Source organism: Cupriavidus sp. BIC8F, from assembly GCF_032465815.1.
Taxonomy (GTDB): Bacteria; Pseudomonadota; Gammaproteobacteria; order Burkholderiales; family Burkholderiaceae; genus Cupriavidus; species Cupriavidus necator.
Genome location: NZ_CP136094.1, coordinates 4,238,104 through 4,256,444, shown reverse-complemented (window position 1 = coordinate 4,256,444; position 18,341 = coordinate 4,238,104). Strand labels below are relative to the sequence as shown.

General features: G+C 65.9%; 17 protein-coding genes and 3 tRNA genes. 17 read left to right on the top strand and 3 right to left on the bottom strand.

Annotated features, from left to right (window positions below; genetic code table 11):
• Positions 1 to 24 precede the first annotated feature (24 nt).
• The 11 genes from RS901_RS20000 to nagZ all read left to right on the top strand — a co-directional run bounded on the left by RS901_RS20000 (position 25) and on the right by nagZ (position 10,170).
• Complete coding sequence (locus tag RS901_RS20000; RefSeq protein ID WP_316150669.1) at positions 25 to 1,509, top strand: DegQ family serine endoprotease; 1,485 nt, start codon at positions 25 to 27, stop codon at positions 1,507 to 1,509.
• A gap of 15 nt (positions 1,510 to 1,524) precedes the next feature.
• Positions 1,525 to 1,809: a glutaredoxin family protein gene (locus tag RS901_RS19995; protein ID WP_316153607.1), complete on the top strand. Its 285-nt coding sequence runs from the start codon at positions 1,525 to 1,527 to the stop codon at positions 1,807 to 1,809.
• A gap of 208 nt (positions 1,810 to 2,017) precedes the next feature.
• Positions 2,018 to 3,811 (top strand): translation elongation factor 4, encoded by a 1,794-nt coding sequence (gene lepA / locus RS901_RS19990; RefSeq protein ID WP_316150668.1) that lies wholly within the window; start codon positions 2,018 to 2,020, stop codon positions 3,809 to 3,811.
• Positions 3,812 to 3,906: 95 nt separating this feature from the next.
• Positions 3,907 to 4,806 carry a signal peptidase I gene (lepB, locus tag RS901_RS19985; protein ID WP_316150667.1) on the top strand — a complete coding sequence of 300 codons (900 nt, stop codon included), beginning with the start codon at positions 3,907 to 3,909 and terminating at the stop codon, positions 4,804 to 4,806.
• 50 nt (positions 4,807 to 4,856) lie between these two features.
• Positions 4,857 to 5,249: a DUF4845 domain-containing protein gene (locus RS901_RS19980; protein WP_316150665.1), complete on the top strand. Its 393-nt coding sequence runs from the start codon at positions 4,857 to 4,859 to the stop codon at positions 5,247 to 5,249.
• A gap of 1 nt (position 5,250) precedes the next feature.
• Positions 5,251 to 6,021 (top strand): ribonuclease III, encoded by a 771-nt coding sequence (rnc, locus tag RS901_RS19975; protein WP_010814690.1) that lies wholly within the window; start codon positions 5,251 to 5,253, stop codon positions 6,019 to 6,021.
• Complete coding sequence (era, locus tag RS901_RS19970; protein WP_013957360.1) at positions 6,018 to 6,956, top strand: GTPase Era; 939 nt, start codon at positions 6,018 to 6,020, stop codon at positions 6,954 to 6,956. Before rnc ends, era begins: the two co-directional genes overlap by 4 nt.
• 19 nt (positions 6,957 to 6,975) lie before the next feature.
• The gene (gene recO / locus RS901_RS19965) at positions 6,976 to 7,863 is read left to right on the top strand and encodes a DNA repair protein RecO (RefSeq protein ID WP_316150658.1); all 888 of its coding nucleotides are present in this window, start codon (positions 6,976 to 6,978) and stop codon (positions 7,861 to 7,863) included.
• 41 nt (positions 7,864 to 7,904) lie between these two features.
• A complete protein-coding gene (gene pdxJ, locus RS901_RS19960) occupies positions 7,905 to 8,687 on the top strand; it encodes a pyridoxine 5'-phosphate synthase (RefSeq protein ID WP_316150657.1) in 783 nt (260 codons plus the stop codon).
• Positions 8,684 to 9,091, top strand: coding sequence for a holo-ACP synthase (acpS, locus tag RS901_RS19955; RefSeq protein ID WP_114132452.1), 408 nt, complete (start codon positions 8,684 to 8,686; stop codon positions 9,089 to 9,091). Before pdxJ ends, acpS begins: the two co-directional genes overlap by 4 nt.
• 29 nt (positions 9,092 to 9,120) lie before the next feature.
• Positions 9,121 to 10,170, top strand: coding sequence for a beta-N-acetylhexosaminidase (nagZ, locus tag RS901_RS19950; protein WP_316150656.1), 1,050 nt, complete (start codon positions 9,121 to 9,123; stop codon positions 10,168 to 10,170).
• 88 nt (positions 10,171 to 10,258) lie between these two features.
• Here nagZ and efp read toward each other — a convergent pair whose 3' ends face one another.
• Positions 10,259 to 10,819: an elongation factor P gene (efp, locus tag RS901_RS19945; protein ID WP_114132453.1), complete on the bottom strand. Its 561-nt coding sequence runs from the start codon at positions 10,817 to 10,819 to the stop codon at positions 10,259 to 10,261.
• A gap of 209 nt (positions 10,820 to 11,028) precedes the next feature.
• Positions 11,029 to 12,189, bottom strand: a complete 1,161-nt coding sequence (earP, locus tag RS901_RS19940) for an elongation factor P maturation arginine rhamnosyltransferase EarP (RefSeq protein ID WP_316150655.1) — start codon at positions 12,187 to 12,189, stop codon at positions 11,029 to 11,031.
• 110 nt (positions 12,190 to 12,299) lie between these two features.
• Here earP and uvrC point away from each other — a divergent pair, with 110 nt between their 5' ends.
• From uvrC to RS901_RS19910, 6 genes are all read left to right on the top strand, one after another.
• On the top strand, positions 12,300 to 14,384 hold the full coding sequence (gene uvrC, locus RS901_RS19935) for an excinuclease ABC subunit UvrC (RefSeq protein ID WP_410054138.1): 2,085 nt from the start codon (positions 12,300 to 12,302) through the stop codon (positions 14,382 to 14,384).
• Positions 14,385 to 14,500: 116 nt separating this feature from the next.
• Positions 14,501 to 15,100, top strand: coding sequence for a CDP-diacylglycerol--glycerol-3-phosphate 3-phosphatidyltransferase (gene pgsA, locus RS901_RS19930; RefSeq protein WP_316150654.1), 600 nt, complete (start codon positions 14,501 to 14,503; stop codon positions 15,098 to 15,100).
• 172 nt (positions 15,101 to 15,272) lie between these two features.
• Positions 15,273 to 15,348 (top strand) — tRNA-Gly (locus tag RS901_RS19925).
• Between the two features lie 60 nt (positions 15,349 to 15,408).
• A tRNA-Gly gene (locus tag RS901_RS19920) sits at positions 15,409 to 15,484 on the top strand.
• 120 nt (positions 15,485 to 15,604) lie between these two features.
• Positions 15,605 to 15,678 (top strand) — tRNA-Cys (locus RS901_RS19915).
• A gap of 394 nt (positions 15,679 to 16,072) precedes the next feature.
• Positions 16,073 to 17,305: a cation:proton antiporter gene (locus RS901_RS19910; protein ID WP_316150653.1), complete on the top strand. Its 1,233-nt coding sequence runs from the start codon at positions 16,073 to 16,075 to the stop codon at positions 17,303 to 17,305.
• Positions 17,306 to 17,323: 18 nt separating this feature from the next.
• Here the strand turns inward: RS901_RS19910 and RS901_RS19905 are convergent, their stop codons facing one another.
• Positions 17,324 to 18,253 (bottom strand): LysR family transcriptional regulator, encoded by a 930-nt coding sequence (locus tag RS901_RS19905; protein WP_013957350.1) that lies wholly within the window; start codon positions 18,251 to 18,253, stop codon positions 17,324 to 17,326.
• Positions 18,254 to 18,341: the final 88 nt, after the last annotated feature.

Genomic DNA, 18,341 nt, shown 5'->3' with positions numbered 1-18,341 from the left:
TTTGCTGAATCCCGGGAGTTGTCGATGATGTTCAGATCTCCAGCCCTGGCGCGGGCCGTGGTCATGGCTGCCATGATGCTGCTCGGCCCGACTGTTGCCGAAGTCAGCCATGCCCAGGCTGCCGCCTCCAACTACAACCTGCCCGATTTCACCGACCTGGTGGAAAAGGCCAGCCCGGCCGTGGTCAATATCCGCACCACGGAACTCGTGCGCCAGCGCGGTGCGCCCGGCGGCGATGACGAGATGGCGGAATTCTTCCGGCGCTTCTTCGGCGTGCCGATGCCCGGTGCCCCGGCGCCCGGCGCCCCCCGCCGCGGCCAGCCGCCGCAGCAGGAAGAACAGAGCCGCGGCGTGGGTTCGGGCTTCATCATCAGCCAGGACGGCTACGTGATGACCAACGCGCACGTGGTCGCCGACGCCGAAACCATCTATGTGACGCTGCCCGACAAGCGCGAATTCAAGGCCAAACTGATCGGCTCGGACAAGCGCACCGATGTGGCGCTGCTCAAGGTCGAGGCCAGCGGCTTGCCACGCCTGCCTCTGGGCGATTCCAACAAGGTCCGCGCCGGCGAATGGGTGCTGGCGATCGGCTCGCCGTTCGGGCTGGACAACAGCGTGACCGCGGGCATCGTCTCGGCCAAGGGCCGCGACACGGGCGACTACCTGCCGTTCATCCAGACCGACGTGGCGGTCAACCCCGGCAATTCCGGCGGCCCGCTGATCAACCTGCGCGGCGAAGTGATTGGCATCAACTCGCAGATCTACAGCCGCAGCGGCGGCTACATGGGCATCTCGTTCGCGATCCCGATCGACGAGGCGATGCGCGTGTCCGAGCAGCTCAAGACCTCCGGGCGCGTGACGCGCGGGCGCATCGCCGTGGCGATCGGCGACGTCACCAAGGAGGTGGCCGATTCGCTGGGCCTGGGCCGTGCGCGCGGCGCGCTGGTCGGCAGCGTCGAGCCCGGCGGCCCTGCCGAGAAGGCGGGTATCGAGGCCGGCGACATCATCCTCAAGTTCAACGGCCGCGATATCGAGCGGGCCTCGGACCTGCCGCGCATGGTGGGCGAAACCAAGCCGGGCACGCGCGTGCCGCTGCAGCTGTGGCGCAAGGGCGCGACCCGCGACGTCACGATCACCGTCACCGAGCTGGAGCCAGACGGCAAGGCCAAGGCCCGCAGCGGCGCAACGCCCAAGGACGACAGCGCGGCACAGGCCGGCAAGCCCAACGCGCTGGGCCTGGTGGTCACCGACCTGCCCGAGGCGCGCCTGAAGGAGCTCAAGCTCAAGTCGGGCGTCGAGGTGGAAGTGGCCGACGGCCCGGCGCTGCGTGCCGGCATCCGTCCGGGCGACATCATCCTGCGCCTGGGCGATACGGACGTGACCAACGCCCGCCAGTTCAACGAGCTGGTGCGTAGCCTGGACAAGAACCGGATTGCCGCGGTGTTCGTGCGGCGCGGCGACGCCACCCAGGTGCTGACGCTGCGCCCAGGCGCCACGTCCAGCCGCTGATCCGCCATGGTCGGTATGCCCGCGCTGACACTGTACGGCCGGGCATACTGCCACCTTTGCGATGACATGAAGGTCGCGCTGGAGCCGCTCCGGCGCGATTTTTCTTTCACCCTGCATGAGGTGGATGTCGATGCCGATGCGGGGCTGGAAGACCGCTTTGGCGAGCTGGTGCCGGTATTGATGCCGGGCACGCCAGCAGACTTGCAAGGCAGCGCCGTGGAGCTTTGCCACTATTTCCTCGACGAAGCGGCCGTAAGGGTGTGGCTTGCCGCACATGGTTGCGCGCACACCACCCGCTGATCCCTGCCGGTAACCGCCGCCAACCGCGCCACGCCGCCATTTGACGACCCGGAAGTCATTGAAAATCCGGTAAAATTGCGGATTGGCGCAAAAATTGCACCCCCCGAACCTGCGGTACGCCCGCGCACGCCTTGCGGCGCGCGGCGCCGGGCCGCTCAACCGCTTGTTGCCGCGCGGGCTCTCACGCCGGCGCCCCCCTGAACACTAGATGGACCATATTCGTAATTTCTCGATCATTGCCCATATCGACCATGGGAAGTCCACCCTGGCCGACCGGATCATTCAGCTTTGTGGAGGGCTGTCGGATCGGGAGATGGAAGCGCAGGTCCTCGATTCGATGGATATCGAGAAGGAGCGCGGCATCACCATCAAGGCGCAGACCGCTGCGCTCAGCTACAAGGCGCGCGACGGCCAGGTCTACAACCTGAACCTGATCGACACCCCTGGACACGTCGACTTCAGCTATGAAGTGAGCCGCTCGCTGTCCGCTTGCGAAGGCGCGCTGCTGGTGGTCGACGCCTCGCAGGGCGTTGAGGCGCAGACCGTGGCCAACTGCTACACCGCGATCGAGCTGGGCGTGGAAGTGGTGCCGGTGCTCAACAAGATCGACCTGCCGCAGGCCGACCCCGACAACGCGATCCAGGAGATCGAGGACGTGATCGGCATCGACGCGCAGGACGCCACGCCGTGCTCGGCCAAGACCGGGCTGGGCGTGCAGGACGTGATCGAGGCGCTGATCGCCAAGGTGCCGCCGCCCAAGGGCGACGCCGACGCGCCGCTGCAGGCGCTGATCATCGACTCGTGGTTCGACAACTACGTTGGCGTGGTGATGCTGGTGCGCGTGGTCAACGGCACCCTGCGTCCCAAGGACAAGGTACTGCTGATGGCCAACGGCTCGCAGCACCTGGTCGAGCAGGTGGGCGTGTTTACGCCGAAGTCGATCCCCCGCGATGCGCTGACGGCGGGCCAGGTCGGCTTCGTCATCGCCGGCATCAAGGAGCTGAAGGCGGCCAAGGTCGGCGACACCATTACCACTGTGCAACGCAAGGCCGAGGCACCGCTGCCGGGCTTCAAGGAAGTCAAGCCGCAGGTGTTCGCCGGCCTGTACCCCGTCGAGGCCAACCAGTACGAGGCGCTGCGCGAGTCATTGGAAAAGCTGCGGCTCAACGATGCCTCGCTGATGTTCGAGCCGGAGGTGTCGCAGGCGCTGGGCTTCGGCTTCCGCTGCGGCTTCCTCGGCCTGCTGCACATGGAGATCGTGCAGGAGCGCCTGGAGCGCGAGTTCGACATGGACCTGATCACCACCGCGCCGACGGTGGTGTACCAGGTAGAGATGCGCGACGGCACCGTGATCACCGTGGAAAATCCGGCGAAGATGCCGGACCCGAGCAAGATCGAGGCGATCCTGGAACCGATCGTCACCGTCAACCTGTATATGCCGCAGGAATATGTCGGCTCGGTGATTACGCTGTGCACGCAGAAGCGCGGCTCGCAAATCAACATGAGCTACCACGGCAAGCAGGTGCAGCTGACCTACGAAATCCCGATGGCGGAAATCGTGATGGACTTCTTCGACCGCCTGAAGTCGGTGTCGCGCGGCTATGCGTCGATGGATTACGAGTTCAAGGAATATCGCCCGTCGGACGTGGTCAAGGTCGACATCCTGATCAACAGCGACAAGGTCGATGCGCTGTCGGTGATCGTGCACCGTTCGAACTCGCAATACCGCGGCCGCGAAGTCGCGGCCAAGATGCGCGAGATCATTCCGCGCCAGATGTACGACGTGGCGATCCAGGCCGCCATCGGCGCGAATATCATTGCGCGCGAAAACGTCAAGGCGCTGCGCAAGAACGTGCTGGCCAAGTGCTACGGCGGCGACATCACGCGCAAGAAGAAGCTGCTGGAAAAGCAGAAGGCCGGCAAGAAGCGGATGAAGCAGGTCGGTACGGTCGAGATCCCGCAGGAGGCTTTCCTGGCCATCTTGCAGGTGGACGACAAGTAGGACGGCGCCGCGAGCAGGGCAGTGCCACGCGCGGCGGCTTGCCACCGTGGTGAAAGAACAGGCTGTACCAGGATTTCAAAAAACCAGAAGCCGTCATGAATTTTGCACTGATCCTTTTTGTGCTGGTGGTGATTACGGGCGTCGCGTGGGTTGCGGACAAACTCGTGTTCGAGCGGCAGCGCCGCTCTTCGGCGCGGCTGGCGCTGGCCGAGTTCGATTCGCGCCAGGCCGACCTGCAGGGCCGCTTCGGCGCGGCGGAAGCTGACGCCACGCGCAAGCGCCTGGCCGAGGAAAAGCTGCGCCAGCCGTGGTGGCTGGAGTATTCGGCCAGTTTCTTCCCGGTGATCCTGGCGGTGTTCGTGCTGCGCTCGTTCGTGGTCGAGCCGTTCAAGATCCCGTCCGGCTCGATGATCCCGACGCTGCTGATCGGCGATTTCATCCTGGTCAACAAGTACGAGTACGGCATCCGCCTGCCGGTGGTGAACAAGAAGGTCGTGAACATGGGCGAGCCGCAGCGCGGCGACGTGATGGTGTTCCGCTACCCGAAGGACCCGTCGCTCGACTACATCAAGCGCGTGATCGGCATGCCGGGCGACGTGGTGCAGTATGCCAACAAGCGCCTGACCATCAACGGCAAGCCGGCCGAGTACACCGCGCTGCCGGATTTCCTGGACGAGGAGCGCCTGGCGTATTCCAAGCATTTCCGCGAAAAGCTGCCAGGCAGCGTCGATCATGGCATCCTGAACGACGCCGACCGCCCGGCGTTTGTCGCGGGGGCGGACCCGGATTTCACGTACCGGGAAAACTGCACTTACAATCAACAGGGCGTGACCTGCAAGGTGCCTGCAGGTCACTATTTCGTCATGGGTGACAACCGGGACAACAGCCTGGATTCCCGTTACTGGGGTTTCGTGCCGGATGAGAATATCGTCGGCAAGGCGTTTGTGATCTGGATGAACCTGGGCAATTTCGGACGCGTGGGAACGTTCAAATAAGAATCCCCGCGGCGCAAGAACACTCAACGCAAAACGAGGACAAGCGCATCATGGGTCAATTTGGGAAGGTGGGGGGCAGGAATCCGGTACGACGCCGGGCAGGCATGGGCGGGTTTTCCGTCTGGACGCTGCTGGCGATCGTGATGTTCGTGATCGGGGTGGCCTTGCCGGCCCTGCGCGCGATCCCGAGCCTGGTAGAGTATTTTTCGGTCAAGCGCGCGGCCAGCTATGCCAAGCAGCGCGCCGCCAACAAGCGCGAAGTGGTCGATTTTTTTGAGAAACAGGCAGTCATCGACCGGATTACCGCAGTCAAGGCCGAGGACCTCCTGATCCGGGAAGACGAGAACGGCACCATCCAGTCGGTCGATTTCTCGTACCGGACCGAGGTGCCCGTCTACGGACCCCTGAGCCTACTGATTACCTATTCAGGAACGCAGCACTGATATGAACCTTGACGCCTTGCAGCAACGACTCGGCTACCGATTCAGCAAGCCCGAATTGCTGCAACAGGCGCTGACGCACCGCAGTCACAGCGCCCAGCACAACGAACGCCTTGAATTCCTGGGCGATTCGGTGCTCAACTGCGCCGTGGCGGACATGCTCTATGGCATGTTCGGCAAGCTCGACGAGGGCGACCTGTCGCGCGTGCGGGCCAACCTGGTCAAGCAGCAGGCGCTGTACGAGATCGCCCAGATGCTGCAGTTGTCCGATACCCTGCGCCTGGGTGAGGGCGAACTCAAGAGCGGGGGCTTTCGCCGCCCGTCGATCCTGGCCGATGCGCTGGAAGCCATCGTCGGCGCGGTGTTCCTGGACGCCGGCTTCGATGCCGCCAGGGCGCTGATCCGCAAGCTCTATATCCCGATCCTGGAGCAGGTCGATCCGCGCACGCTCGGCAAGGACGCCAAGACCCTGCTGCAGGAATACCTGCAGGGACACAAGATTGCCCTGCCGCAATATAACGTAATCGCCACACACGGGGCCGCGCACAGCCAGCAGTTTGAAGTCGAGTGCACGGTGCCTAAACTGGAAGTCCGGGTGTTCGGCACCGGCGCCTCGCGGCGCGCCGCCGAGCAGGCCGCCGCCAAGCTGGCGCTGGACGAAGTCCAGAAGCTGGTGCCGCAGCTGCTCAAGCGCAGCCGCGCCGAGCGCACCGGCAAGACCCGCAAGCAACCCGTGCCGCAAGACCCACAGCTGTCTCTCAGGTTGAAGGAATGACCGAATCTACCCATCCGCAGCAAGACGCGGCGGATACCCCGGCCGCGGCGTTCCGCTGCGGCACCGTGGCCATCGTCGGCCGCCCCAACGTGGGCAAGTCCACGCTGATGAACGCGCTGGTCGGCCAGAAGATCAGCATCACCTCACGCAAGGCGCAGACCACGCGGCACCGCATCGTCGGCATCCAGACCACGGATGACGCGCAGTATGTGTTCGTCGACACGCCGGGCTTCCAGACCCGCCACGCCAGCGCGCTGAACCGTTCGCTGAACCGCGCGGTCACGTCCACGCTGTCGTCGGTGGACCTGGTCCTGTTCGTGGTCGAGGCCGGCTACTACGGCGCCGACGACGAGAAGGTGCTGTCGCTGCTGCCGAAGAACACGCCGGTGCTGCTGATCGCCAACAAGCTGGACCGCGTCAACGGCGAGAACCGCTCGGAAGTGATGATGCCCTTCCTGGAAAAGATGGGGCAGCAGTTCCCGTTCCGCGAAGTGGTGCCGATGACGGCCAAGACCCACGACCATATCGCACGCCTGTTCGCAATCATCCGGCCCTACCTGCCGGAAGGCGAGCCGATGTACGACGCCGACGCCATGACCGACCGCAGCGAGCGCTTCCTGGCCTCGGAGATCATCCGCGAGAAGGTGTTCCGCTGGACCGGCGACGAGCTCCCGTACACCAGCACCGTGATCATCGACAAGTTCGAGACCGAAGGCCGCCTGCGCCGCGTCTTTGCCACCATCCTGGTCGAGCGCGACGCGCACAAGGCCATGATCATCGGCAACAAGGGCGCCAAGCTCAAGCAGATCTCCACCGAGGCGCGCCTGGACATGGAAAAGCTGTTCGACGGCAAGGTCTACCTGGAAATGTGGATCAAGGTGAAGAGCGGCTGGGCCGACAACGAAGCTGGGCTGCGCGCGTACGGCTACGAGTGAGCACAACCGCGAGCGCCCAGTGAGCAAGACGGCTGACATCGCGCGCGCGCCGGCGCCACGGGCCCGCCGCGCCGACCCGGTGGTCGACGAGGCCGCCGAACTGCTCGACAGCAAGGCGCTGCCGGGCATGGCCGACGCGGCCGCGCGCGCGATGATGGACCGCGCCATGCGCATCGTGCCGGCGCGGCCCGAGTCGCGCGTGGCCGAGCAGCCCGGCTTTGTGCTGCACGCCTGGCCGTATCGCGAGACCAGCCTGATCCTGGACCTGTTCACGCGCGACTACGGCCGGATCTCGATGGTGGCCAAGGGCGCCAAGCGCCCGCACTCGGCGCTGCGCGCGGTGTTGCAGCATTTCCACCCGGTCTCGGTGTCATGGAGCGGCCGCGGCGAGGTCAAGACCCTGACCAAGGCCGAGTGGGTCGGCGGCATGCCGCCGCTGGCCGGCGACGCGCTGCTGTCGGCGTTCTACCTGAATGAGCTGCTGATGCGCTTCTGCCCGCGCGAGGACGCGCATCCGGCCTTGTTCCGCCATTACCTGACGACCCTGACGCGGCTGGCGCACGGCGAGCAAGCCGGGCTGGTGCTGCGCAGCTTTGAACGCGTGCTGCTGCAGGAAACCGGCTTCGCGGTGGCCTTTGACCAGTGCCTGAGCACCGGCGAGCGGGTCCAGCCAGGCCTGGACTATGTCTACCAGCCAGAGCGCGGCGTGCGCCGCGCGCAGCCGAGCGACCCGTCGTCGTGGCCGGTGGTCACTGGCCAGACGCTGCTGGACATGGCGCAGGACGATTACAGCCGCGCGCAGACCGCCGCGCAAAGCCGCGCGCTGATGCGGTTCCTGCTGCATTATTATCTGCAAGGCGCGCCGCTGAAGACGCGCCAGATACTGATCGACCTGCAGTATCTCTGACTGACTCAAGAACCATCCGACTTACTCCTGCACCTGCTCGCATGATCTTCCACGCAAATCCGGGCGTCATCGACCTTGGCGTCAATATCGACCACGTGGCCACGCTGCGCAACGCGCGCGGTACCGTGTACCCCGATCCCATCCGTGCGGCGCTGCTGGCGGAACAGGCCGGCGCCGACCTGATCACGCTGCACCTGCGCGAAGACCGCCGCCATATCCGCGATGCCGACGTGCGCGCGCTGCGTCCGCAACTGGCCACGCGCATGAACCTGGAGTGCGCGATCACGCAGGAGATGCTCGACATCGCCTGTGAGATCCGTCCGCAGGACGTGTGCCTGGTGCCGGAGCGCCGCGAGGAAGTGACCACCGAGGGCGGGCTGGATGTGGCCGGGCGTTTCGAGCAGGTCAAGGCGGCGTGCACGCAGCTGGCCGGCGCCCGCATCCGCGTGTCGCTGTTCATCGATCCCGATGCCGACCAGATCGCCGCGGCGGCCGCGTGCGGCGCGCCGGTGATCGAGCTGCATACCGGCCGCTATGCCGATGCGCATACGCCCGATGAGCAGGCGCTCGAGTTCCGCCGCATCGCCGATGGCGTCGATGCCGGCCAGAAGCACGGCCTGGTGGTCAACGCCGGCCATGGCCTGCACTACACCAATGTGCAGCCAATCGCCGCGCTGCCCGGCATCAAGGAGCTGAACATCGGCCACGCGATCGTGGCGCATGCGGTGTTCGCGGGCTGGGAGAACGCGGTGCGCGAGATGAAGGCCATCATGGTCGCCGCGCGCCTGGGCACGCGCTACCCTGCAGCGGGCGCCCCGGCGTGATCTACGGCGTCGGCACCGACATCATCCAGATTGCCCGCGTGCAGGGCGTGATGGAACGCACCAACGGCCGTTTCGCCGAGAAGGTGCTGGGCCCCGATGAGCTGGCCAAGTACCACGCCCGCAAGGCGCGTTCCGAAAAGCGCGGGCTGGCCTTCCTGTCCACGCGCTTCGCTGCCAAGGAGGCGTTCTCCAAGGCCATCGGCCTGGGCATGCGCTGGCCGATGACGTGGCGCGCGATGGAGCTGATGAACCTGCCGTCCGGCGAGCCCACGCCGGTGTGCCATGGCGAGCTGGCCGCATGGCTGGCGGAACGCGGGCTCACCGTGCGGGTCAGTGTCAGTGACGAGCACGACTTTGCCGTCGCCTTCGCCATTGCCGAGCGTGCGGGCGGGGCGGCTTCCTAACCTACAGCCTTGTGAATCCAACAACTTCCATGTCCAAGAAGAACTCCGGCAAGCGGCCGGGCCTGGTGGTCCTCGACGTCGTCGGCAAGCAGCTCGACGCGGAGGACGCGCGCCGCATCGCGCATCCGCTGACCGGCGGCGTGATCCTGTTCGCGCGCAATTTCGAGTCGCGCGCGCAACTGCAGGCGCTGACGCGCGCGATCCGCGCGGTGCGCGACGACGTGCTGATCTGCATCGACCATGAAGGCGGGCGCGTGCAGCGCTGCAAGACCGACGGCTTCACCCACCTGCCGGCGATGCACCTCCTGGGCGAGCTGTGGGAGCGCGACGTGCTGGCCGCGACCAAGGCGGCAGTCGCCTGCGGCTATGTGCTGGCCGCCGAGCTGCGCGCCTGCGACATCGACCTGAGTTTCACCCCGGTGCTGGACCTGGACTACGGCCGCAGCGCCGTGATCGGCGACCGCGCCTTCCACGCCGATCCGCGCGTGGTGTCGATGCTGGCCGGCCACCTGAACCACGGCCTGCTGCTGGCCGGCATGAGCAACTGCGGCAAGCACTTCCCCGGCCACGGCTACGTCGAGGCCGATTCGCATGTGGCAATCCCGGTCGACGAGCGCTCGCTGGACGAGATCCTGAAGCAGGATGCGCGCCCGTACGAGTGGATGGGGCTGTCGCTGTCATCGGTGATGCCGGCGCACGTGATCTACCCCAAGGTCGACCCGAACCCGGCCGGCTTCTCACGCTACTGGCTGCAGGATGTGCTGCGTGCGCAGCTGGGTTTCGAGGGCGTGATCTTCAGCGACGACCTCAGCATGGAAGGCGCCAGTGTCGCCGGCAATGTCACCGAGGCCGCGCGCGCCGCGCTGACCGCGGGTTGCGACATGGTGCTGATCTGCAACCATCCGGAGCGCGCCGACCAGTTGCTGACCGAGCTGGACGTGGGCATCGACAAGACCTCGCAGCGCCGCATCCGCAAGCTGTTCGCGCGCAGGAAGCCGCTGGACTGGAACAAGCTGCACCAGGAAGGCGAGTACCGCGCCGCGCTGCGCACGCTGAAAGAGCACGACCTGATCGCCTGAACGGGGTCGCGTGCAGAAACAAAAATGGCAGCCGAGGCTGCCATTTTTGTTGACCGGCCCCGCGCTGAAGCGGGGCGAAGCAAGCGCCTTAGTTGGCGCGGCTGCGGTATTCGCCGGTGCGGGTGTCGATTTCGATCTTGTCGCCGATGTTGCAGAACAGCGGCACTTGCAGCTCGAAGCCGGTGTTGATCTTGGCGCCCTTGAGCACCTTGCCCGACGAGGTGTCGCCCTTGACGGCCGGCTCGGTGTAGACGATTTCACGGACCAGCGTGGTCGGCATTTCGACCGAGATGGCCTTGTCGTTGTAGAACACCACTTCCACGGTCATGCCGTCTTCGAGGTAGTTCAGCGAGTCACCCATGCTGTCCTTCTCGACTTCGTACTGGTTGTAGTCGGTGTCCATGAACACGTACATCGGGTCAGCAAAGTACGAGTAGGTGCATTCGCGGCGCTCGAGCACCACGACTTCGAACTTGTCGTCGGCCTTGAACACCGACTCGCCCGGTGCGTCCGTCAGCAGGTTCTTGTACTTCATCTTGACCACAGCGGCGTTGCGGCCCGACTTGTTGTATTCGGCCTTCTGCACGACCATCGGATCGCCGCCGATCATGAACACGTTACCGACGCGGAGTTCCTGTGCGATTTTCATCTGAACTGTTCCTGAAATAGAAAGTAGGAATTTGGAATGGCGAAGGCGCGCTGCCGGCATCACCTGCGGTGAGCCTGTGAGCCCCAACGAGAGGCGTTCACGCGCTCGCGACCCCGTGCTCAGCTTGCATTCAGGTCTTCGCCCAGTGTCGGTCTGACGCCTGGGAAAGGCCCTGGTTCTCCGGCCCGGTCGCCATTTGAATCAACCGATCATTTTACCTGATTTTCGCAAAACGCCACCAGGTTGGCGGCAAGATCGCCGGGATGCTGCATGCGCCGCTCCCAGTGCGGTGCGATTGCAGCAAGTGCCGGCAGGTGCGCACGCAGGCGCGGCCAGTCGAGGGGAACGCCAAAACCGTTCCAGGCGTGCCAGAACTCCGTCAGCGTGCTGGCCGCATCCGGCGCCACGCCGCTCTGGCGAAACAGGTCGAGCCAGGCATCGAGTTTGGCACGGTGCGCGGCATCGTCCTGCGGGTAGATATGCCACACCAGCGGCCGCGCCGCCCACTGCGCGCGCACGAAGGAATCCTCGCCGCGCACGAAGTTGAGGTCGCAGGCCCACAGCAGTTCGTCAAAGTGCTCCTGGCGCACGAAAGGGATCAGCTGCATGCACAGGCTGCCGCGTTCCGCCGGGTCGCCAATCCGCAGCGGGGCGCCCAGCCATTCGGCGACCTGGTCCGCGGCCAGGCCTGCGGGCACCAGGCAATGGACCGCCTCGGCGGCATCGCGCCATTGCTCCAGCAGCGCGGGCAGGGCCGGGTTGCGGTAGGCAAACAGGCTCACGCGCAGCGCATCGGGCCGGGGCGTCACGCCCAGCCGGTGCCACAAGGCCGCCTGGACGGCCGTGCCGCCGAGGAAGGCGGCGCGGTGCGCGCCCAGCATCGATTCCCGCAGCAGGCCGCCGGTGCCGGGCTCGAAGCCGGGGAAAAAGAAATGCTTCACCAGCGGCAGCCGCGGGTGGGGTGAAGGCATCGCATGGTGTTCCCGTACCCACGGCTCGGCGCTCAGGTATTCCAGGTTGATCCAGGCGGGTTTGGGATCACGCGCGGCCATGCGGGCCAGGAAGGCTTGCGGCACATCACAGGCGAAGGCTTCGATGACGGCATCGTGTGGCTCGACCCCGGCGGTGTCATCCACGTCGCTATCGCCACCCGGCCGCCACGGACGAATCTCCACGCCCGCCAGGCGCTGCACGGTGGCGCCGGTATCGAGTTCCGGCGCCAGCCGCGCGAAGCTGGCCAGGTCATCGACCCACAGCCGCACCGCGTGCCCATGCTCCTGCGCGAGCTGGCGGGCCAGCCGCCAGCAGACGCCGATGTCGCCGAAGTTGTCGATCACGGTGCAAAAGATGTCCCAGGAGCGGATAAGCATGACAGGTGAGGGGCGCGCGGGCGGGGCGCGCGCTGAATTGCTCTAAACTTGCGATTTTAGAGGCCATGCCGTTTTGATGCGCGCAGGCCGTGTAGCGGTCACCGTCCCCAATGTCCGACCAGCAACCCGATTCCCCGAAACCCGCCGACGAAGTTCCGGCCGAAATGCCGCCCGAAACGCCGGCCGCCCGGCCAGCCGAGGCGACTGCCGAGGCGACTGCCGAGGCGACTGCTGAAGCGCCGCCGGAGCCGTTTGACCCGCGCCCGGTCATTTCCCGCCTGCCCGGCCTGCCGGGCGTGTACCGCTATTTCGACGCGGCCGGCAATGTGCTGTACGTGGGCAAGGCGCGCGACCTGAAGAAGCGGGTGTCGAGCTATTTCAACAAGACCCAGTTGTCGCCGCGCATTGCGATGATGGTGGCGCGTATCGCCCGCATCGATACCACGGTGGTGCGCACCGAGGCCGAGGCGCTGCTGCTCGAGAACAACCTGATCAAGGCGCTGGCGCCGCGCTACAACATCCTGTTCCGCGACGACAAGTCGTACCCGTTCCTGAAGCTGACCGGGCACCGCTTCCCGCGCATGGCGTACTACCGCGGCGCCACCGACCGCAAGCACCAGTACTTCGGGCCGTTCCCGAGCGCCTATGCGGTGCGCGAGAGCATGCAGATCCTGCAGAAGGTGTTCCAGCTGCGCACCTGCGAGGACACCGTCTTCAACAACCGCACGCGGCCGTGCCTGCTGCACCAGATCCACCGCTGCACCGGGCCGTGCGTCAATGCCATCAGCGAAGAAGACTATGCGCGCGATGTCGCCAACGCGGCGCGCTTCCTGCAAGGCCGGCAGACCGAGGTGCTGGAAGGCCTGCAGGGCAAGATGGAACAGCACGCCGAGCGGCTGGAATTCGAGCAGGCCGCGGCCGTGCGCGACCAGATCGCGGCACTGTCGACCGTGCTCAAGCGCCAGGCGGTGGAAGAGGTGGGCGGGCAGGCGCGCGACATCGACGTGCTGGCCGTCGCGGTGGAGGGCGGGCGTGCCTGCGTCAACCTGGCCATGGTGCGCGGCAGCCGCCATCTGGGCGACAAGGCCTACTTCCCGGCCCATGCCGACGAAGCGGCGATGATCGTCGAGGATGCCGATGAACGCGCTGAGGAGCGCGAGGATGGGGCGGACAGCGCCGCAGCCGTGCTGCCGCTGACCGTCGACCGCATCGCCACGCGGGTGCTGTCGGCCTTCATGGTGCAGCACTACCTGGAGCAGCCGGCGCCGCCTATCATCGTCGTCAGCCATGCGCCGGACGATGCCACGGTGCTCGAGGCGCTGACGCTGCACGCCGGGCGCAAGGTCACGCTGGTGCGCCAGCCGCAGGGCCAGCGCAAGGTCTGGCTGGAGATGGCGCAGCAGGGCGCGGCGCTGGCGCTGTCGCGTCGGCTGGCCGAGCAGGGCAGCCAGGAGGCGCGCACGCGCGCGCTGGCCGAAACCATCGGGCTGGACCTCGAAGACCTGGCGCTGCTGCGCGCGGAGTGCTTTGACATCAGCCATACCGCCGGCGAGGCCACCCAGGCATCGTGCGTGGTGTACCACCACCACGACATGCAGAACAGCGAATACCGCCGCTACAACATCCAGGACATCATTCCCGGCGATGACTACGCGGCCATGCGCCAGGTGCTGACGCGGCGCTACCAGAAGCTGGTCGAGCAGATCCAGGAAGACGGCGGCATGGAGGCCGGCAGCGAAGCCGCGGCGCAGGTGCCGCAGATCGTGCTGATCGACGGCGGCAAGGGCCAGGTCGAGGTGGCGCGGCAGGTGTTCGAAGAGCTTGGACTGGATATCGGGCTGCTGGTCGGCGTGGCCAAGGGCGAGGGCCGCAAGGTCGGCCTGGAGACGCTGGTGTTCGCCGATGGCCGCCCCTCGCTGGAGCTGGGGCAGGGCAGCGCCGCGCTGATGCTGGTGGCGCAGATCCGCGACGAGGCGCACCGCTTCGCCATCACCGGCATGCGCGCGCGCCGCGCCAAGACGCGCACCACCTCGCGCCTGGAAGAGATCGAGGGCATTGGCGCGCGCCGGCGCCAGAAGCTGCTGACCCGCTTTGGCGGGCTGCGCGGCGTGATGGCCGCCAGCATCGATGAGTTGGCCAGCGTCGAGGGCATTTCACGCGGCCTGGCCGAAGAGATCTACCGGCAGTTGCACTGAGCGCGCGGAGCCGGGGGGGGGCGGTGCGGAGCGGGAAATTGGCCAATGATGGTCGATTGGTCCGGAAATCGGCGACAATCGCAAGATTGGTTACCGTCCCCCGCCGCCCGAGTTCCATGCCCTTCAATTTCCCGATCCTGCTGACCTGGCTTCGCGTCGCCATGATTCCCCTGGTGGTAGGCGTGTTCTATCTGCCCGATGCGTGGCTGCCGATGCACGTCAAGAACCTGACGGCGGCGGCGTTCTTCATCATTGCCGCGGTCACGGACTGGCTGGACGGGTTCCTTGCGCGGCGCTGGAACCAGACCTCGTCGTTCGGCGCCTTCCTGGACCCGGTCGCCGACAAGCTGATGGTGACGGCGGCGCTGCTTTCGCTGCTGGCGCTGGGCCGGGTCACGGACCTGATCGCGCTGGTGATCATCGGGCGCGAGATCACCATTTCGGCGCTGCGTGAATGGATGGCGCAGATCGGCGCTTCCAAGAGCGTCGCGGTGAACTTCCTCGGCAAGCTCAAGACCACGGTGCAGATGGTGGCGATCCCACTGCTGCTGTACAGCGACCGCCTGCTCGGCTTCGATGCCCACCTGCTCGGCACGTGGATGATCTACGTGGCGGCGGTGCTGACGCTGTGGTCGATGTTCTATTACATGAAGCTTGCCTGGCCGCAGATCCGCGAGCGCAGCGGGATGGTGGCGCGCGCTGGCGCGCAAAAGTGAAAAGAATTTTTGAAAAGGTGTTGACGACGAGAGCAGTTCTTTGCATAATCTCATTCTCGTTGCTGACGACGCAAACGAAAGCAGCGAGATAAGGTGGGTTTGGCGCAAGATGTTGTGAGATAACAGCGTGTTGCGGCATAAAACACCTTGGTTGGATTTTGGTGGTGCCCCTGCGGGAGTAGCTCAGTTGGTAGAGCGCAACCTTGCCAAGGTTGAGGTCGCGAGTTCGAGACTCGTCTCCCGCTCCAGGTTAAAGAAGGTCCGGCAGCGTGCTCGCACGATGCGGGGCTGGCAGTAAAAAGTTGTATGCGGGAGTAGCTCAGTTGGTAGAGCGCAACCTTGCCAAGGTTGAGGTCGCGAGTTCGAGACTCGTCTCCCGCTCCAATCCCCAAAGGGAAGCACCGCTTCCCTTTTTGTTTGGGTTGAATCGCCGCAAGACATTGCCGGAAGATGCGCTCCGGCAGCATCGGCTGAATGCGGATACAATCCAGCAGCACGTCACCTGGCGGGGTGGCAGAGTGGTTATGCAGCGGCCTGCAAAGCCGTGTACGCCGGTTCGATTCCGACCTCCGCCTCCAGTTGCATGCAGAACGGCGCCTCGCGGCGCCGTTTTTGTTTTCCGGGCCAGTTCCTCACCTCGCGTTCAGGCAAGCAGGCACCGGATCGTCCGCCATCTCCGCGCCTCGGGCACGTGGCGGCCATGTTACATTACTCCTGTCGTACGCTTTTCGGGGGGCTCCGCGTGATGGATAGCGGGGCCGCATGTCAATCGCCATCCCCGATCCGTGACGCGCCGCCGGCGTGTCCGGGGCCGCTGCGGCACTCCCCGTTCTTCCCCGTTCCGATGCTGCTGCCGACTGTTGCGGCGACTTTCCCGCGCTGACCGCTGGTGCGCGCCGGATGCGCTGTCGCGGTTGCCAGGGCAGGGAGCGGGTTAGCCGTTCAGCCCCTGACACGAGGAATCCCGCACGCATGCATCACGCCACCCCGCTTATCAGTACCATCGTCGGCGGTATCGTCCTGGCCTTTATCCTTGGCGCCATTGCCAGCCGGCTGCGCCTGCCGCCGTTGATCGGCTACCTGTGCGCGGGCATCGTGGTCGGTCCGCATACGCCCGGCTATACCGCCGACCAGGCCCTGGCGCCGGAGTTGGCCGAGCTTGGCGTGATCCTGCTGATGTTCGGCGTGGGACTGCACTTTTCGATCAAGGACCTGATGGCGGTCAAGCGCATCGCCATTCCGGGGGCGGTGGTGCAGATTGGCATCGCCACGCTGATGGGCATGCTGGTGGCCTGGGGCTTCGGCTGGTCATGGGGGCAGGGGCTGGTGTACGGGCTGGCGCTGTCGGTGGCGAGCACCGTGGTGCTGCTCAAGGCCCTGCAGGAGCGTGACCTGGTGGAGTCGCCGCAGGGCCGCATCGCCGTTGGCTGGCTGATCGTGGAAGACCTGGCGATGGTGCTGGCCCTGGTGCTGCTGCCGGCCATGGCAGGTCTGCTGGCGGGTGCCGGCGAAGCCTCGGGCGAGGCCGCGCCGGCTACCGGTGACGTGGTGTTCGCGATCTTCGCGACGCTGGGCAAGGTGGCCGCCTTCGTCGCGGTGATGCTGGTGATCGGCCGGCGCTTTATCCCGTGGATGCTGGAGCGCATCGTCTGGACCGGCAACCGCGAGATGTTCCGCCTGGGCGTGCTGGCGACGGCGCTGGGCGTGGCCTACGGCGCCTATGCGCTCTTTGGCGTGTCGTTCGCGCTGGGCGCGTTCTTTGCCGGCATGGTGCTGGCGGAGTCCGAGTTCAGCCATCGTGCGGCTGAAGAGTCGCTGCCGCTGCGCGATGCCTTCGCCGTGCTTTTCTTCGTATCCGTGGGCATGCTGTTTGACCCGATGGTGCTGGTCAGCGACCCGTGGGGCGTGCTGGCGACGGTGTTTATCATCGTGGTGGGCAAGTCGCTGGCGGCGCTGGCCATCGTGCGTGCCTTCGGGCATTCCGGGCAGACCGGCATGACCATTGCCGTGAGCCTGGCGCAGATCGGCGAGTTCTCGTTTATTCTCGCCAGCCTTGGCGTCTACCTGAAGATCCTGCCCGAGCGCGGCCAGGCGCTGATCCTGGCCGGGGCGCTGCTGTCGATCATGCTCAATCCGGTGCTGTTCCACCTGCTCGACCTGTACACGGCGCGGCGCAATCGCAGCGCGGATCCTCAGCCGGCCTGACCGGAGCCCGGGTGCGGCTCAGCCGCCGATCCTCGGCGCCATGGTGCGCAGGTATTCGGTAAAGGCCAGCAGCCCCTGGGTCGGAAACTTGTCCTGGTGCACCACCAGCTGCAGCGGCCGCACGATGCGTGGCAGGCCATCGCGGATCGCCACCAGCGTGCCGCGTTCCAGTTCATCGCGCACCACATGCAGCGACAGGCAGCTGACGCCGAAGCCGCTCATCACGGCGCGCTTGATGGCTTCGGCATTGCCCAGCTCCAGCGCGAAGCGCAACTCGCCCAGCAGCGGCACCAGCCGTTCCTCGATGACCTCGCGCGTGCCCGAGCCGGGCTCGCGCACGATCCACTCGGCATCGCGCAGCGCCACCAGGTCATGCGGCACTGCCGCAAGCGGATGCGAGGGGCCGACCACCACCACCATCTCGTCATCGCACCAGCGCACGCTGCGCAGGTCGCGCTCATGGCTGGCACCTTCGACAAGGCCGATATCGGCGTCGAACTGCAGCAACGATTGCAGCACTTCGCGGGTATTGCCGATGCGCAGGTCCAGCGTGCATGGGCCGCTGCGCGAATGGCGAAAGCCGGCCAGCAGCGGCGGCAGGATGTAGCTGCCAATGGTATTGCTGGCCGCGATGCGCAGCTGCACGCCGGTCTGGGTGGCAAAGCGCTCCAGTTCCTGGGCCTGGTCCAGCAGCGACAGCGCGCGCGGGAAAAACTGGCGGCCGGTCTCGTTGATGCTGAGCCGGCGGGCCACGCGGTCAAACAGCGGGCTGTCGAGCGCGCGCTCCAGCTCGGCCAGCGAGGCGCTGACGGCCGACTGCGACATTGCGAGTGCCTGCGCCGCCGCCATAGTGCTGCCATGCTGGGCCACGGCGACGAAGACGGACAGCTGGCGCAGCGTCAGGCGCAGGGGGCGGTGTTCAGGCCGGGGGTCGGGGCGGTGGTTCATATCGATATAATCAATAACGCATAACGATATTACCCGTTTTACGGGTTAGCGGGGCGCCAGTACGCTTGAGTCACTAAAGAACACGACC